The sequence below is a fragment of the Bradyrhizobium sp. USDA 4506 genome (assembly GCF_054058795.1).
Map to the genome: position 1 here is coordinate 150,720 of NZ_JBSSBM010000002.1, position 16,640 is coordinate 167,359.

Genomic DNA, 16,640 nt, shown 5'->3' on the forward strand with positions numbered 1-16,640 from the left:
GCGCACCGGACGTGCCGGCAAGCGGCGACTGTCTTGACCTACAGGAGGTCGCGGCCGTACACGCAATTGCGGCCTTGCGGGACGACTCGTTGAATTGAATGACATCGTAGAAGCGGATCAGCACGCAACGTCGTCAGATCGCGGCACCGGGCACCAGCACAAGCATCGCCTTCAGCTCCTCCACCATAAACGGCGGGTCGCGGCGATGAGCCACCCGATGACAATTGGGACACAGCGGCACAAGATCGGTGGCAGGATTGATGCAGTAGTCCGGGCCAAGCTTTGACACCGGCGTCAGGTGATGAACCTCGATGAGCCCGACGGCCGCGGGCCCGTAACGGTCACCGAGATCGGAGCTGCAGACCACACAGGCATAGCCGTGAATCGCCAGCGCAGCCGCACGGTTACGCCGGTCACGCTCGTAACGGTTGACCTCGACCTGCGTCCTTGCCCCCTCGGGGAAACCACCCTGCAGATTTTCGGTCAGCGTCTCGTCCTGCTCGAGCGGCAGCAGGGCGACGATCGCAGCGGTGACCTGCTGGGTCCACGCACAAATCTTTTCGTTGTCCTCCTCGCCGTTGCCGAGATCGAGCTGGCCCCGCCGCACGGACAGCTCGAACCGCGTCCATTCGGCGTCCCAGCCGGACGGCTCGTCGGGCTTTGCTGGTTGACCGTTGATCTTGAGGTTGACGGTCGCTCCGTCGCGCAGGCACCTGGCCAGCACGGCCGCGCAACTGTTGCGCGCGCCGCGATCGGCGAGACCCATGTGGCGAACGAAGTCGCCCGCAAACGAGCCGGGGACGAAGCTCACTTCCACGTTGCGCCAGCCGACAGCAGTCTGGATGGTGAAGGTGTTCTGGACCGGCAGACCCGAGGGATAGATCTGCAGCGTGTTGGCTCCCGCCAGACGCCGTCCTTCGAACGGTAATCCGCAGCTGTCGGAGACCAGCCTTGCAAGCGCGCCGGGCTCAAGCGGCATTCTCGTTCAGCTCCGGATCAGGCAGACCTTCGACCAGTTTTGACAGAATCTTCGACAGCTCGAAGCGCATGTCCTTGAAGTGTTCGGAGACCTCGTCGTGGTAGGCGGTGAGCTCCGCGACCGCGAGTGCCCACATCAGGGAATCCATGCCCTGCACGAGGACGCTCTTGTTGAGGTTCGGAACATAGACCTTCGCGTAATAGGGATGCGAACTGTTGATATGGACCGCGCGATGACCCTGGATCAGAGCCGGCTCGAACAGCAGGCCGCTGTCGATGCTGTCGACGGTCTTGACGTAAACCTCGCCGGGCCTGGCGGCCGGTCCCGTGGGCAGCTTGATCTTGAAGCTGCCATGCGGATTCTGGACGACGCACTCGCCGGTGTTCGGGTTGACGACATTGACCTTCGCTCCTCCGGCTGCCGCCTCGCGCTCCTTGATGGTCGTGTTCGAGGCGTCGTGCGCGCCCTGCGTCGCCTTTGCGATATCCTTCTTCTGGCCCTCGCGGTAGCGCTGGTTGGCCATGCGTCTCGGCGCGGTCAGGAATTGCTCGCTGAGCCAGTCCCAGAGCTGTTCGTTGAGAATGATCTGGCTCTTCTTGATGTCGAGGTGGAAAACCTCGTCGAGCTTGTGATCGAATGAGAATTCGACGCGCAGCAGCGTGCTGTGTGGCTCCTTCTGATAGATGCCGAGCCAGTCCGCGTCCTTGATCAGGCGGTTCTCGCGATAGATGTAGATGCCCTGGTTTTCTGAAGACAGGGCTGCCTCCTTCGCCAGTTCCGGTGACGGGTAATCCTCGCGGCGGGGAAGAATATAGGCTTTTACGCTGAAGGTGGCATCCTTTCCGCTCGGCGTTTCCACCGGAACGTCCTCGGCAGCGGCAAGCTCCGAGAGTTCGGGCAGGAACGGATTCCAGGCCTTGATGGCGATGCCATTAAGTTTGACGTTCACTGTTCGCGCACGCTTGTCCTTCGGATCAAGGAAGCGCTGGAAGACCATAGCCAGATGCCTGCGGAGGTGGTCTTCCTTCTGCTTCAGGGCCCTCTGCGCGGGCTTGCCGCCGGCATCCGCGTAGTCTTTCAGAAGACGGTCGACCTTTTGCCAGACCACAACGGTGCCGGACGAATCCTTCGCGACCTCGTCGAGATGCTCGACGATTTCATCGTCGACGTCATCGCTGAGCAGGACTTCCCACTTGCCGCTGTCGGCGACATGGTCAAGGTCCCAGGTCGCTGCGAGAACATCGGCCTTGCCGGATGCGCGCGAGGCAACGGTAAGCCTGCGGGAGAAGGCGGTTGATGCTGTCTTCAGGCCCAGACCGTACTTGCCAAGACTGGCCGGATTCGGGCGAAGCCGTGCGCCATAGGTCATGGCATTGAGAAGGTCGTCGCGGTTCATGCCGCAGCCGTCGTCGGCCAGCGAGAGGGTGATATTGCCCCTGATATCCATTTCGATGCGAAGGTCGATGTTGTTGGCATCGGCGGCTATCGAGTTGTCGAGGATGTCTGCGACCGCGGTGTCGAATTCATAGCCGGTGTCGCGGAGACCCATGATCATCCGCTTCGGATCCGGCGGAAGGATGATGCCTTCCTGCTTCTTTTGCCCTGCCACTCGTGTACCCCCTTCTAGATATCAATGATCTTCCAGCCGGCGGAGAGCCGCAGCACGCCGCCCGCTGTTCTTACCGGCTGGTTCTTGCGGTGATGCCCTATCGAAAAATGGTCGCGCTCGGAGCGCTTCAATATGATCTCGTCACCGGGCCTGAGACCGTGCCGATGGAAGTAAGGCGTCATCCGGGTCAGGCGGTACTCGTTCCGCGTCCCGCGACCGTGAAGCCTGTTGTTGTAATAGATGAAAGCAAATTCCCAGCGCTCGCCGGCTGCGTCCGCAAAGAACAGATGTACCCGCGGATTGTATTCTTCCGGATCGAGATGCGGAAAAAACGAGACGACACCCGAGCTCTTCTGGATCAGGATACCGGCCTGGTGGGCCCCGGTCTCGCCGGCGTCGTTCGGACTGAGAATCTTCGAGATCTGGCCTGGACGCTTCATGTCTTCGCCGACCTCTCGGCCAGCGGCGAACGCTGCAGCGCGGCCAGGATATCGGCGTAGTCGTCGGCCTCGCCACGGACACCAACAACGGCTGCCTCTGAAAGGGTCCGCTTCCTGCCCAGCCGGTCATCAACCACTTCTTCCACCGTCCCCCCGCAAAACAGCCTGTGCACCGTCACCGGCCGGGTCTGGCCGCGCCGGTAAGCCCGGGCGGAAGCCTGGTCCTCGAGGGCAGGATTCCACTCCAGCGTGTATGTGTATCACATGGTTCGCGGCAGTGATATTCAGACCGGCACCTCCGGCCCTTGGATTAAGGACCAGGAGGGCCGGGCCGGATTCGGCGGAAAAGCGGTCAATGACCGGCTGCCGGTCGTCGATCGCGACCCGGCCGTCGATGTAGCCGGCAAAAACCGCAAAACGCGCCGCAATATCCGCGACCACAATATCAGTCATTCCGGTATAGGCCGTGAACAGGATGGCCTTCTCGCCGCCCTGGAAAATTTCCTCGAGGATATCAACCAGCCGTGCGTATTTCGAGAAGCCGGCAGGATCTTCGGTATGAACCGTACCGTCGATCAGCCATGGATGGCTGCAGAACATCCGCAGGCGGGTCAGTGCCACCAGCGTTGCCGAGGCTCCGAACTGTGACGCGATCTCCTCACGCATGGCCTCGTAGGTCCTGGCCTCATCGTCCTCCAGCTCGATTACCTGCGGGATGTCGATGCGCTCGGGCAGATCCTTTGCAACTTCCGACACCCGCCGCCGCAGCATGATGGGTGACGCCAGCCGTTCAAGGCTGGTCGCACCATTGAGGTCGTCCTCGAAGCGCTTCCGGAATTCCGCCGCGGTGCCGAGATAGCCGGGCAGAACAAGATCTGTGATGGACCACAGGTCGGTCAGCCGGTTCTCGACCGGCGTACCGGTCATGGCAATGGCGGAGCTGCGCCGCAGCTTTTTCACGGACCGGGCCCGGAGGGATTCGCTGTTCTTGATGTACTGCGCCTCGTCGCAGACCAGCATCGACCAGTTGATCATCATGAACAGGGAGTTGTCGCGGACGACGGTGTCGTAGGCGGTGATGACGACATCAAACTGTTTCAGGTCTGCGGGGCGGCCGGTGCGACCGGGTCCATGATGCTTGAGCGTGCGAATGTGCGGCGCGAATTTTTTGAACTCGCGCGACCAGTTTTCAAGCAGGGAGCCGGGCGCCACGATCAGCACCGGCTCCTGGCGCGGCTTCAGTGGGTCGGCGATGGCGCCGATGACCTGAAGGGTTTTGCCGAGGCCCATCTCGTCGGCGAGGATGCCGCCGAGACCTTCGGCGACAATGAAGCGGCACCACCGCCACCCGTCGAGCTGATAGGGATAGAGTGTCGCATTTACGTTCTGCGGCCTCGCATCCGACGGTGTAAGGAAGGAGAGCGCGCCCAGGGGGCGCGTATCGCCTTCAGCCTCGACGCCAGCCTGGCGCATGGCGAGATACATCTGCAGCGTGACACGCTCGCCGGGACGCGCCCTGTTCTTTGCAAGGAGCTCGCGGATTTCCGCAGCCGACTGACCATCGAGCGGATACCAGCGGTCATTGCTTACGAGGTGGCCGGCATCGAGGGCCGCGGTATCGGGTATCGTGATCGTCTTCCCGCGGTGTGTGCCGGTCAGGACCAGCAGCTCCACGCCATTCTCCTCCTTCAGCGAAAGAGCGACCCGGAGCGGATATTTTGAGAAACGCAGGCTCTCGACCGCGCTTTCGTCGACCCCTTCAGGGATGAAACTGCGGTCGCCTTCCCCGAAATAACGGTAGATATCCTCGGCTGGGGGAATCCGCTCGCCCTCAGGCGAACGAATGCCGAGAATTCCATCGCGCAAAAACCAGCTGTACATATTGCGCTCCGCTTAACCGGCCTGCCGCGCCCGGACAAGACCGAGAAAGTCCCGGACGTCCATCAGTTCGGCCTGTTGCGCCGGCGTAAAGGTGGAGTGGATGGGCCGTGGAATGACCAGTTGCAGCCGGCTTGCCGCAATCTGCGAGGTCTGCTGGCCGGAGATCCCGGGCTCAAATGTAAGAAGATGCTTGCCGGAAATCCGGTTCGCCTCGGCCAGCACCTGGCGCCATCTGTCCTTGAGCGTGAATTTCACGCCGAGCATGGTGAGGCGGTCGGCCGGAAACGTCGCGTCGGCGTATTCTATGGTGCCGGGAAACAGGAAATCGGGCCGGTTGCGATTCTCGGTCTCGGCACCGCGCGCATAACGCACGCCATGTGCCTCCAGAACCGCCTCAAGATGATTTTCGAGGGCGCGGCCGGCACGGGAACGGCGCCGTTGATGAAGCTGCATCGAAAGCGACAGGACGCCCTCCACGAGCGCGTTTCCGGTTACACCCGTCAGCTGCCCGGCAATGATGTGCCGTTCAAGCCGCCGGAACAGCAGCTCCTCACGCTCCATCCATGCAAACAGGGCGGCGTCCGGATCATCGCGTGCCGAGACGTCGCGCAGTGTCTGTCGCGCAAATGCGGAAAACTCGCGGGTGGGCGGGAAGGTTGTCCCGAACCTCGCGATCAGCGGATCAATCGCGTCGACCTCCGGCTCCTCAAAATCAATGCCGAGCTCGTCGAGGACGTAGCGCGCGGCGAAATCCAGCCGCGCGGAATCGTCGCCGGTGATTTCCTTGAAGGCGAAGGCCAGCTCCGGCTGCTCGTCGATGCCGAAGAGCCACAGCAGCTGGCTCTGGATCGTGCTGTCCAGCGGCACCACCACAACCATGGCGCTGCCGTCGCGTCGCAAGGCGAGAAACAGGGTGTCACCAGGCTTCATGGCCCCGGTGACGATGTTGCCGGAATAATAGAGGTGATATTCGGCGGCGCGGGGTTTACCCTTGCGGACGTTCGACCAGCTGATGAAACCGTCCTCGCTCAGTCCCTCGTTCTCGTCATTCAGCCAGATAAAGCGCGTGGGAATGGATTTGCGGTCGTCGTCGCCGAACATCCGTCGCAACGGTTTCGTGCCCTGGATTTCATGCTGGTTGGATCTGGGACCGATGGTCTCGACCAGCGTCAGCTTCTTGACCGCAATGCCTTCGAAGAAGTCGGACAGCATGCCGCGGCGGTACGTCATCAGGCGCCCCGGATTTCAAGACAGTCCTTGCGGGAGCGCAGCCACGATGCGGATCGGTTGATGACCTCGGGGTACGGCAGGCGCGTTTTGCCTTTCAGCGCGCATTCCCACACGACCCCGCACCGCCAGCCGGCTTCGCGCAATGCGGCCTCGTTCCGTGCATCGACCTCGCGGTTGCGGGCGATCTTCGCTTTCCAGAACTCGGGCCGCGTCGACGGCATCCTGAACAGATGGCAGTTATGTCCATGCCAGAAACACCCGTGCGCGAAAAGAACCGCATTGTACCTGGGGAACACCAGGTCCGGCCTGCCGGGCAGTCCTTTCACATGAAGCCGGTAGCGGAAGCCCTTTGTAAACAGGCCGCGCCGGAGCAGCATTTCCGGATTCGTGTGGGCGCCCCGGATGCCAGCCATCATCCGGCTGCGCACATCAGGGGTGACGACGTCAGCCATTGACGGCCACTGGCTGGCGGTCGGGGCGGGTCACCTGGCGGACGACAATGGGCCGCGGCGGAGCGGAAGCCTGCCTTGCAAGCGCCGCTTCCAGATGGGTCTTCATCGCCTTTGCCAGGAATTCGACCACGGGCACCACGACGGCATTGCCGAATTGCTTGTAGGCCTGGGTATCGGAGACGACGATCTTGAACTTTCGCTTGTCGTTCTCGAAGCCCATCAGGCGCGCACATTCGGTCGGCGTCAGCCGACGCGGGCGCGTGCCACGCTGTTTGACCAGAACCTCCGAACCATCCTTGTAATAGCGCGCCGAGAGTGTGCGCGTGACATCATCCGGGCCGAACAGACTGAAGCCGAACCCGTTGCCCGCGGCCGTGTGCTTTTCCTTGTAGGCCTGCAGATATTTCCAGAGGTGGGCTGTGAGGGTGTATTTGGAATCGACCTCGTCGGGGGGCTGCAGAATGCTGCCGAGTTTCGGCCACTGTGCTTTTGGTGGCAGGCGAAGTGCGGACAGGTCGAACGCGGTGGGCTCGCGGAATCCGACGATGAAAATTCGCTCGCGCCGCTGGGGCACCCAGGGCTCCGAGCTGATCACCCGGTGCTGGACATGATAGCCGAGTTCGTTCCTCAGAACGTTGATAATCGTCGCAAACGTGCGGCCGCCGTCGTGGCGCTCGAGGTTCTTGACGTTCTCGAGAACAAAGGCGACCGGTCGGTGATGAGCGATGATCTGGGCCGTGTCGAAGAACAGCGTGCCCTGGGTATCGCAGAGAAACCCGTGGGGACGCCCCAGGGCGTTCTTCTTCGACACACCGGCAATCGAAAATGGCTGGCACGGAAAACCCGCCAGGAGGAGGTCATGCTCCGGGATCTTGCCGGGATTGCTGGAATACTCGCGAATATCGCCGCCAATCTCGTGATTATCCGCAAAATTCTGTTTGTAGGTCTCCTGGCACTTCGCGTCCCACTCGGACGTGAAAACACACCGGCCGCCGATGGACTGGAAACCCAGCCTGAGTCCGCCAATGCCGGCAAACAGGTCAATGAACCGGATGCCGGGCGCGGCGGCGGGCTCCTGCGCAAGACGCGTCTCGACGGCCTCGCGCATCTTGTCGAGCGCCAGCTTTGTCGGCCGGGTCTCGCCGCGCTCGTAACGGTAGACCGTGCGGAGATCCACTTTCAGAAGATCGGCTGTTTCGGGGATAGTCAGACCGGCCCGCTCGCGCAGTTCCTTGAATTCTGTCCGCTTCTTCGTCGGTTTGAGGCTCATGGTCTTCCGAATCGCTCTGTGTCAATTTTTGACACCCTGACACTGAATGTCCCCGAGGACAATTCAGATGCTCACAGGACAGGCCGGAATGTCTCGATCCTCGTGGTGAAATCCCCACAATAAACGGGTTGCCCGGAAGCCGGAAGTGTGCGACCAGGAGCAGGCATTGGTGCCGGCAAGCAAATCCATTTGCCGGCAGCTCTACAGATCAAAGCTTGACCGGCCGACGACCCGCCGCATGTCGGAGCCGAATTCGCTCAGGGGTCGGTAGAGCGCAGTGCCATTGAGATTTACGGCAAACCGCGACTCCCTGTTCTTGTCGAGCTTTCTGCCGATTTCCTGATGGGTATTGTCTGGCAGATAGATGGCGCTGAATCCCATCCGCTTGAACAGACGCATCCTCCCCGGTGTCCAGAACTCGTGCGGCTGGCTGAAAAACCCGAACCCGATACCTTCGATGCTGTTTGCAGAATAGAGGAGACGCTCGCGGGCCGCTTCCGTCTTGACGGAGATCAGCAGGTTGGTCGGCGCGCAGGGGATCATGATGTCGCCGAGGGCCTGAAGGTCCTTCATCTTCTTCTGGTTGAGCAGGATGTGCCCGGGCACCCGCCATCTGGGCCACCCCTCATCATCCGTCTCCATACGCGGTATCTGCTCGTTCTGCAGCACCTCGCTGCAAAACATCTCCATGACGGTGCCGCCGATCGCCGAGCCCTTGATCGGCGGAAACGTAAAACTCTCTCGCCCGGGGTATTGGACCTGAAAGGCATCATAGACGTTGGCCGATGTTATGACGGCTCCAAGCGATATCTCGCAAAGATGCACGACAGCTTCGGCAGTCGCAGCCAGGTCAAGCTGGTTGAAAAGGCAGGGGCAGAGCCGGACAAGCCGGTCGATCAGGGCGGCGTTCGGGACAGGCAGCATTCTTGCGCGTGCCGGCGACGAGAGCGGTCCGAAGTCTTTCGCCAGGGCAGCCAGCAGCACGGGCTTGTCGACCTGCCGCGCCCGGAGAAGCGGCGATTCAACGACATCCTTCCAGCTTTTTGCGCCGTGTCCTGCGGGACAGTGCGGGTGCAGACAATCCATCGCGAATTCCTCAAGATGCCTTTAGGCGATTCGCAACTGCAGATGGAGTCCGGGATTCCGGCCCGCCTCTGGCAAGATCAGCAACACCGTCAGTGTGCGCAGCATTCAGGTAGAATAGCGAAATGAAGAAGACGCGGAGAGAATTGCTCAAGTTCTCCGGCCCGACCACCTGGGCGCCGGAAAACCTGCGGAACAGGGTCCTGTCAACACTACGAGCGCTTCAACGATCCGTTCGGGTTCTGGACCGACTTCCGTGACGGCATTCCCGACTGGAAAAGGAGCGGGATCGTTTCATAGCCGCAATAACTGCCTGGGGTTTCAGCGAGGAAAGTCTGTCTACGGCCTGGAACATTCGAGGGATTATTTCGAGTCAATCGAAGAGCTGCAGCCGCCCTTCGATCAGATGGCCGATGGCATCAGGATCGCGTCCTTTGGTTCAGAGCGGGACAATTTACTGATGTGGTCTCACTACGGAGACGGGCTCCGCGGCTTCTGCATCGTGTTCGATGAACAACGGATGGTCAGGGCCAAACCTGAAGGCTACATCACCGATGCTGCCGGTCTTGCGAACCTCCGCTGGCTGGCGGTTTTCGTCTACGCTGTTGCGCATGACCAGGAAGTTTACCACGTGACCGGCAATACAGGAGACCCGCACGCGCATAGGATATCCCGGCAAGATCGAGCAGCGCGGCCTGATAGCGGACTATCGGGATGCCGCCAGTGTCGCCCTGAAGCAAAGCACGAAATGTGGCAGCACGCCTTTGCCGCGAAGCCGCTGGAATGGAGTTACGAAGAGGAACGGCGGCTGCTGGTGCATTCCGGCCGCGAGGATAGCGAACCGAACTTCAGGAAGTATCCGAAAGCATGCGATCAGTGAAATTATTGTCGGTGAAAGAATGTCCGCAGATTATCTCGCGCGCCTCACTGCGATCGTGAAAGAGGAATACGGCGATGTCCCGATGCGGACAGCACGACGTTCATCAGATATTTATACCCTGATCATCGATAGTGCTGCGCTTTGACACGACTGCGGAGCTTCGCTTGATAGAGAGATGGAGCGGACGGCCTCGTCAAATTTCAATCGGCACCTCTATACCAATCTGAACCGCAACCGGCGTGTAGATATCGACTTCCTGACGCGGCGTGTAGATTGACACGACCAAAGAGTAGCGGACAGACCGGTCGTAACGGCCCTCCTTTTTCCGCGTCCGCCACCATCCTGAAGTCGGATGGACTGCAATGTGTCCGCGGCGGGCAAGCTCGGCCGCAGTTCCGTGCCAGGTATTGGAGTGGATCGAACCGTTGGTAGGCTTTCCGGTGCCTAACTCCCAGTGGCCGGTTTCGCCTGCGTGGTCCTCGTCATAGTCCTCGTCACGGTCATAGGTGTTGATGCGCAGCTTGAACTGCTGAAGCGTCTCGGTCGGCCGGATGACCTTGAAGCGTAGACCGTGGGAAGGATACCCGTACTTTCGGTCCCAACCACGCTCACCCGGACTGGGTTCAATAAAGTAGGAGAGCGTGACGCGCATCTCTATAGGTGTATCGAACGGGAGTGCTTCCAATGCCTCACGCGGCCAGGGCAGGTTGTGGTACTTGATATCGTGGCTCTTGATGGCGCTGTCTTCCTCGTCAAGAAAGAACGGCTGGATGGTCTCCTCCGCCACCAGGGTGAGATTGTTCTGCGCGCTGTAAAACAGCATCTCCCGGTCGGGTACGCCGTAGCCGAAGGTCCGGAGCAGTCGGGTGGTGTCAAGCGAACCGTCCGGATACCTCACGCGGTCGCGCATTGCGTCGGTCCAGCGCGCACTGTGCACCATAAGCGCTCTGATGGTTTCTGGACGACAGGTGGGGTAACGCGCTGCAAATTCACCGGCCAGGTTGGCAGCGAGAGCAGTCGCCGCACTGGTATCCCTGAACTCGGCAAGTGGCGGTCGACCTGTCTCGAACACGTAGTTGGTCGTCAGCAACTGCAGTTCGGGAAGAAAGTCCGGGTCACTGCCGTCGGGCGGCGCCCCCATGTTTCCGGCTTCCATTACGATGTCTGGTTTCAACGGTGTCTTGTTGGAGCGTGGCCAGGTAACTGACGTTGTGCTGCCCGGCGCGAGGTCTCCCTGGGAGGCGAGGGCGGTCCAACCTGGATTTGTGTCAACGTCGATAGAGGCAAGAGCGGTATATCCGCCAACCGTCAACGCGTTCCAGGCCTGAGCGGGATCCTGCACCGATGATGTTTCGTTGGACTCAGGGTAGCTCGCGCGATCAGCAACTTCAGTGTTGCCGGCGGAAACCAAAATCATCCGCGGTGTATCGTTGATTGCCCCAAAAGCAAGATTGTCGATCGCGGCTGACCACGACGATGGTCTTCCGCGGTCGAGGCCGTCGGTCGCCGTTATCGCCATGCAGTAGATTTTCCGGCGAGTGGCATCCACTTCGAGTCGAGAAACGCCTTCGATTGTAACGGCGCCATAGAGATCGGGGTCGTGAGGGTCGGCCGGGTGGATAAGCTTCAATGACTGAAGCCCGTGGGTAAGTTCTATAGGACCATCGTCGGCAAGGATTTCTGCCAGGTCTCCGTATAGAGCGAGTCCGGCCATCTGTGTGCCGTGCCCGCCCTGATTGCCGTCGTGAGAACCCCACGCCTGCTTTAGTGTCTGTGCATCGTTATCGCCGATGATCGGCGCCAGGAGAGGATGGCCCCGATTGACGCCCGTATCGAGCAAGCCGACAACGGGCGAGTCAGCTGGTGCCGGCGAAAGTCGTGAGAGAGTGCCCTCGATTTCGAGGGTTTGGTCCTCTGCGCTGCGAGTTGAGTAAAGATCGGCCGTAGCCTTGGCTTTGCGGACTTCAGCTATAACTCCGAGGACCTCGGCGCTCCTCGATAACTGCTCCGGCGTACCGCGGACGAGCACAACCGTTCGGTCAACAAACCTGAGTTCATTGGAAATCACTTCATAGCCAAAGTCGCCAGAGGCCTCTCGCATGCGCGCGAGCGGGTCCGCGCCTTCCTGCGCCGACCGCAGCCAGACCTCCCAAAAGAAGTTTGTGTTGGCAGTTGGGTAGAGGCCCGGATCATCGGTCCACAACTCGCGCAAAGTCGCGAGCTTGATGTTGGCAATACTCTCGACAAGCTTCCTGTTATCTCGCTTGCCGGGGACAGCGTCCCGGTAAGCTTCCAGTACTTTGATAAAACGTGTGATCTTGTTGTCGGGAACGACGACTGTCGCAATTGTGCGGTTCTGATCATCAGTAGTTACGGACAGGAGCTCGATGCCGCTTTTTCTCAGCTCCAGGCTCTCGAACGCCAGCGGGAAGTTTGGATCACTTTCGAAAGCGAGGATGATACCAGGAGAGTCGTAGAATCCGTTTCCCACCTGAACTGGAAATTGCTCCCTCTGCGCGCGCGCAGTATCCAGCGCCCCGCGTAGATGAGCCGCGTGGGTAGCCCGGTTACGGTCCGGCAGATTGAAGCGAGGTGAATGCCCTCGCGTTGCCGTATAACGGGCGGACTCAGCAGAAGTGTCCAGTAACAGGTGCGGATAGCGTGCCATTCAGCGGTTGAGCTATCTCGCGGGCTTTCTATGTGCCAGCACAGTTTTGCGTTCGGATATGGCTGAGGCCAGATCTTTGCCGGTTATGTCGCGACGCTCAATCAGCGCATGTTTGATGGCATCGCTGGCAGCGCGCGTAACGTCCGCATAGCTGAGACCTCTGGCTTTTCTCGCCAGCGCAAGCCAGTTCGTTTCACCGGCGATCTTTCGAGTGGCAAACTTGAACTTCAGGGCTGTGACAATTTCTTGCTCGCTCGGCAGCGAATATTCAACAATATCGTCGAATCGCCTGAAGAGGGCACGATCAAGAATGGTCGGATGGTTTGTGGCCGCAATGATGACGCTGTCCGACTCATCCTGCTCGACCATCTGCAGGAAGCTGTTAACGACGCGTCGGATTTCGCCAACGTCATTACCCAGGCCCCGCTCGGAGCCGATGCTGTCGAATTCGTCAAACAGATAGACGGCTCTGGTCTGGGCGATAGCGTCAAAGATCAAACGCAGCTTGGCGCCTGTTTCACCCATGAAGCGGGTGATCAACCGGTCAAGACGAACCACAAAAAGCGGCAATGAAAGTTCACCGGCGATTGCCGAGGCGGTCAGCGTCTTTCCGGTCCCTGGTGGCCCAACCAGCAGAAGCTTCTTGCGAGGTGCCAATCCATGGGCACGAATGTCTCGTACCGTCTTGTGCTCGCGGACGACGCGTCCAAGAACGGTCCTGGTTTTCGTGCCCAGCACCAGGTCATGAAGGCGCGTTTGCGGGTAGGTAACGGTCAGCAGATCAGCAATCTCACCTCTGGGACGCGCCAGCGGAATGGGCGACGGCCCCGGAGAAGGTACCCTTGTCCGCGATTTGTCGATCAGGTCACGCAACTCTTCAGCAAGCTTGCCGTGCCCGCTGCGGGCCTCACCGGCTGCAATCTGCATGGCGATTGAATGGAACTGAGCGGCATCGCCTTCGGCATATGCCTTCAGAAGCGCCTTGAGTTGATCTGCGCTGGCCATGGGACGTACTTTGCTGCTCACGTTGCGACACTACCGTCAGGTTGCAGATTCTGGCAACCACTACGATTTGTGGGTGCACATCTTGTGAATGAGTGGTGCGGGGCGACCGGAATCGAACCGCTACGGGCAATGCCCCAACGGATTTTCGTAACAGGGCTTTTGCCACCGCCATCCCTTCACCGTGGCGTCGCCGCAGGTGCTGCCCGTCTGATCCCGACACTTTCCTGTTGCCAGGCCTGGCTCGAGATTGCCTGTACAAGATTCCCCCGCGAACGCTCAGTTTAGCTTAAGTCCCTTGGTGGTAAAGCAATGATTTTTGTTGATTTTCTGCCGACAAAAATCGGCTTGTGCAAGTATCTGTGCGAACTGCACGCCATTCTCCTTCGCGGGGCAGGAGATGACGGAGTGCCGACCGGTCAGGCCCTGTTCTTCGTTGGCGGCCGGCACCCGGCGGGAGTTCCTGTTCGTCCGGCATATACCCGCCGCGCGCCCGGCCCGAAGAGCCCGACCGCTCGCAGTTCGAGGAAGAGATCGCCGCATCGCCGCGTGAGCACATATTCCGGGATTTGAAGCTGACGAAATTCCCGATGCTGCCGTGTCTCGGCCTGCCGGGACAGGTCCTCGGTCGCCAGGAGACGGTGCGACAGGTCACCAACAAGTGCGGCGCACCTGTTTTTCTAAAAAAAGTTCATTCTGCGACGGATTGGGGATACGGCATCGCATTTGCGCAACAAGCGATCGACTTATTCGATGCGTGTCATCCACTCGTAGCAATTCAGGTGTGTGTGCTCTCACACAACGGCGGCGCGTTCGATCGCGAGAGGGAACGCAAATCCGTGTTCTGCAAGCGTTTGACGATCGGGGAATGGCCATGGCCGCGCATGTATCGGGAGCATCAGGACGGGCGACGGCTGCCGTTGTGTTTCCCGCCGGCGTCGTAACGCTCACCATGCGCAAGGTCCACGCCATGGACGGCGCGGCGCCCTGCCAATGAGCGGCATCACATCCACCAGTCACCTGCCACCGGGTGCCGCAGTGTTTCGACATGCGGTGCTGCTTGCCACCAGTGCGCTGATGCTAGCCCCCTTTGTGTGGATGGTATCGCTGTCGATCAAGCCGCCGGGCGAAATCTTCCGCGCGTCGTTCTGGCCAACGCAATTCTATGGCGTCGAGAACTACACGAGGGCGCTCACCGAGGCGCCGCTGCCGCACTATATGGGCAACGGCCTGATCGTCTGTGCCCTCATCCTGTCGCTCCAGATTATCGTCTGCGCCCCTTGCGCATATGCGCTCGCCAAGCTTCGCTTTTTCGGCCGCGACCTGCTGTTCGGCATGGTGATGGTCGGTCTGCTCCTGCCGCAACAGGTGCTCTCGCTGCCGCTCTTTATCCTCGGCTACCAGCTCGGCATCCTCAACACCTACGCGGCGCTCATCTTCCCTTACGTGGTCTCGCCCTTCGGCATCTTCCTGTTCCGGCAGTTCTTCAGGACCGTCCCTGATGACGTGGTCCACGCCGCGCGGCTCGACGGCCTCTCTGAACTCGCCATCGTCTGGAGGATCATGGTGCCCATGGCGCTGCCGGCGATTATCGCCTTCTCGATATTTTCGGTGGTCGGCCACTGGAACGATCTTTTCTGGCCGCTGATCGCGGTGCGCGACCAGTCCCTGATGCCGCCGCCACTGGGCATCATGGCTTTCAGGAACGGAGAGGCCGGCAATGACTACGGTCCCCTCATGGCCGCATCCACTCTCGTCGTGCTGCCCCTCGTCATCGCCTTTCTTGCTGCCCAGCGCTGGTTCGTCGAGGGGCTGACCGGCGGCGCGGTCAAACAATAGGCCAATGGAGTCGATCGATGTTTCTTTCACGCAGGGCCTTCCTGTCGACCGCAACCGCTGCGGCCGCAACGCCGTTCCTGGGCGCCAGTGCGCAGCCGCAGACGACGATCCGGCTTTCCTATGCGTCAGCCCCTGCCAAAGGCCTGTATCAGGCGCTTGCACAGCGATTCATGGATGCCCATCCCGATATCAGGGTCGTTCTCGACAGTCCTGCCGTCGATTACGACAACCTCGTCCAGCAGACGCTGCGGCAGAACATAACCAAGCAGCTTCCCGACGTTTCTCACCAGGGCTTGAACCAGATCCGGCCTCTGGTCGATCGCAGGATTGCCGTGCCGCTCGATGGTTTCATCGCGGACGATCCGGCCTGGAAGACGATCGGCGTTCCCGAAGCTATGACATCGTTCGCGCGCTACGGCGGGAAAACCTGTGCCCTGCCGTTCGCGATTTCTGTTCCGGTGCTCTTCTACAACACCGATCTGGTGAAGAAGGCCGGTGGTGATCCCGACAACCTGCCCCGGGACTGGGACGGCGTGATCGCGCTTGGCAAAAAGATCGGCGCCCTGGGGGAGGGCACGGGCGGCCTTTATGTCGAATACACCAACAACGGCTGGTCGTTCCAGACACTGGTGGGCGCCTTTGGCGGCCGGATGATGAGCGAGGACGAAAAAAAGATCGCGTTCGACGGGCCGGCCGGCCTTCAGGCGCTGCAGTTGTTGCAGCGTCTCGCAAGGGAAGGTCAGCCGGCGTTCAATACAGAACAGGCCCGGCAGGCATTCCGGGCGGGAACGCTCGGAATCCTGTTCACCGCAAGCAGCCTGCTGACCGGCTTTCAGCAGTCGGCGGCCGGCAATTTCGAATTGAAGGTTGGATCATTGCCGGTCTCCTCGGCGACGGACAGGCTTCCCGCCGGCGGCAATGGCATTGTCATGATGACTGATGATCCTGACAAGCAGAAGGCGTGCTGGGAGTACATCAGGTTCGCAGTAGGACCGGCCGGTCAGGCCGTCATGGTCGAGGCGACCGGCTACGTGCCGGTGAATCTTGCGGCGGTCAGTGATCCTGCCGGGCTCGGCAGGTTTTTCGAGAAACACCCCGGACATCGCGTCGCCAACCAGCGCATTGCGATGATGGCGGGCTGGTTCTCATTCCCCGGCGAGAACAACTCCAGGATCATCAGGACCATCGAGGACCACTGCTACCTCGTGGTCTCGCAGAAGCAGGATCCGGCCACGGCGCTTTCAAGCCTGAGGAAGGACGTCGAAGCGCTCCTGCCACAGTGAGCAAGGCCGATCCGGGGACCCGCG

At 60.4% G+C, this 16,640-nt stretch carries 15 protein-coding genes; 4 read left to right on the forward strand and 11 right to left on the reverse strand.

Going from position 1 to position 16,640, the window contains the following annotated elements:
• Positions 1 to 133 precede the first annotated feature (133 nt).
• The 9 genes from ACVIHF_RS03275 to ACVIHF_RS03315 form a co-directional block, all read right to left on the reverse strand.
• Positions 134 to 979, reverse strand: a complete 846-nt coding sequence (locus ACVIHF_RS03275; protein WP_456791594.1) for an HNH endonuclease — start codon at positions 977 to 979, stop codon at positions 134 to 136.
• Positions 969 to 2,588, reverse strand: a complete 1,620-nt coding sequence (locus ACVIHF_RS03280; RefSeq protein ID WP_456791595.1) for an ATP-binding protein — start codon at positions 2,586 to 2,588, stop codon at positions 969 to 971. Before ACVIHF_RS03280 ends, ACVIHF_RS03275 begins: the two co-directional genes overlap by 11 nt.
• Positions 2,589 to 2,602: 14 nt before the next feature.
• Positions 2,603 to 3,028, reverse strand: coding sequence for an EcoRII N-terminal effector-binding domain-containing protein (locus ACVIHF_RS03285; RefSeq protein ID WP_456791596.1), 426 nt, complete (start codon positions 3,026 to 3,028; stop codon positions 2,603 to 2,605).
• The gene (locus ACVIHF_RS03290) at positions 3,025 to 3,174 is read right to left on the reverse strand and encodes a hypothetical protein (protein WP_456791597.1); all 150 of its coding nucleotides are present in this window, start codon (positions 3,172 to 3,174) and stop codon (positions 3,025 to 3,027) included. The genes ACVIHF_RS03285 and ACVIHF_RS03290 overlap by 4 nt, the downstream gene beginning before the upstream one ends.
• Positions 3,158 to 4,909, reverse strand: coding sequence for a DEAD/DEAH box helicase (locus ACVIHF_RS03295; RefSeq protein ID WP_456791598.1), 1,752 nt, complete (start codon positions 4,907 to 4,909; stop codon positions 3,158 to 3,160). The genes ACVIHF_RS03290 and ACVIHF_RS03295 overlap by 17 nt, the downstream gene beginning before the upstream one ends.
• Positions 4,910 to 4,921: 12 nt before the next feature.
• Positions 4,922 to 6,139 (reverse strand): type II restriction endonuclease, encoded by a 1,218-nt coding sequence (locus ACVIHF_RS03300; RefSeq protein WP_456791599.1) that lies wholly within the window; start codon positions 6,137 to 6,139, stop codon positions 4,922 to 4,924.
• On the reverse strand, positions 6,139 to 6,591 hold the full coding sequence (locus ACVIHF_RS03305) for a very short patch repair endonuclease (RefSeq protein ID WP_456791600.1): 453 nt from the start codon (positions 6,589 to 6,591) through the stop codon (positions 6,139 to 6,141). The genes ACVIHF_RS03300 and ACVIHF_RS03305 overlap by 1 nt, the downstream gene beginning before the upstream one ends.
• On the reverse strand, positions 6,584 to 7,861 hold the full coding sequence (dcm, locus tag ACVIHF_RS03310) for a DNA (cytosine-5-)-methyltransferase (protein WP_456791601.1): 1,278 nt from the start codon (positions 7,859 to 7,861) through the stop codon (positions 6,584 to 6,586). Before dcm ends, ACVIHF_RS03305 begins: the two co-directional genes overlap by 8 nt.
• A 201-nt stretch (positions 7,862 to 8,062) precedes the next feature.
• Positions 8,063 to 8,947: a hypothetical protein gene (locus tag ACVIHF_RS03315; RefSeq protein WP_456791602.1), complete on the reverse strand. Its 885-nt coding sequence runs from the start codon at positions 8,945 to 8,947 to the stop codon at positions 8,063 to 8,065.
• A gap of 253 nt (positions 8,948 to 9,200) precedes the next feature.
• Between ACVIHF_RS03315 and ACVIHF_RS03320 the strand changes: the two genes are divergently transcribed.
• A complete protein-coding gene (locus ACVIHF_RS03320; protein ID WP_456791603.1) occupies positions 9,201 to 9,824 on the forward strand; it encodes a DUF2971 domain-containing protein in 624 nt (207 codons plus the stop codon).
• A gap of 193 nt (positions 9,825 to 10,017) precedes the next feature.
• Here ACVIHF_RS03320 and ACVIHF_RS03325 read toward each other — a convergent pair whose 3' ends face one another.
• Together ACVIHF_RS03325 and ACVIHF_RS03330 are read right to left on the reverse strand one after the other, a co-directional pair.
• Complete coding sequence (locus ACVIHF_RS03325; RefSeq protein WP_456791604.1) at positions 10,018 to 12,492, reverse strand: S8 family peptidase; 2,475 nt, start codon at positions 12,490 to 12,492, stop codon at positions 10,018 to 10,020.
• 12 nt (positions 12,493 to 12,504) lie between these two features.
• A complete protein-coding gene (locus ACVIHF_RS03330) occupies positions 12,505 to 13,497 on the reverse strand; it encodes an AAA family ATPase (RefSeq protein WP_456791605.1) in 993 nt (330 codons plus the stop codon).
• A gap of 566 nt (positions 13,498 to 14,063) precedes the next feature.
• On the opposite strand from ACVIHF_RS03330, the gene ACVIHF_RS03335 reads away from it, so the two are divergent.
• Genes ACVIHF_RS03335 through ACVIHF_RS03345 form a run of 3 tightly spaced genes read left to right on the forward strand, consistent with a single transcriptional unit; the run spans position 14,064 to position 16,616 of the window.
• Positions 14,064 to 14,438 carry a hypothetical protein gene (locus tag ACVIHF_RS03335; RefSeq protein WP_456791606.1) on the forward strand — a complete coding sequence of 125 codons (375 nt, stop codon included), beginning with the start codon at positions 14,064 to 14,066 and terminating at the stop codon, positions 14,436 to 14,438.
• Between the two features lie 49 nt (positions 14,439 to 14,487).
• Positions 14,488 to 15,333, forward strand: coding sequence for a carbohydrate ABC transporter permease (locus ACVIHF_RS03340; protein WP_456791607.1), 846 nt, complete (start codon positions 14,488 to 14,490; stop codon positions 15,331 to 15,333).
• Positions 15,334 to 15,350: 17 nt separating this feature from the next.
• A complete protein-coding gene (locus ACVIHF_RS03345) occupies positions 15,351 to 16,616 on the forward strand; it encodes an ABC transporter substrate-binding protein (protein WP_456791608.1) in 1,266 nt (421 codons plus the stop codon).
• The last annotated feature ends 24 nt before the right edge of the window (positions 16,617 to 16,640 follow it).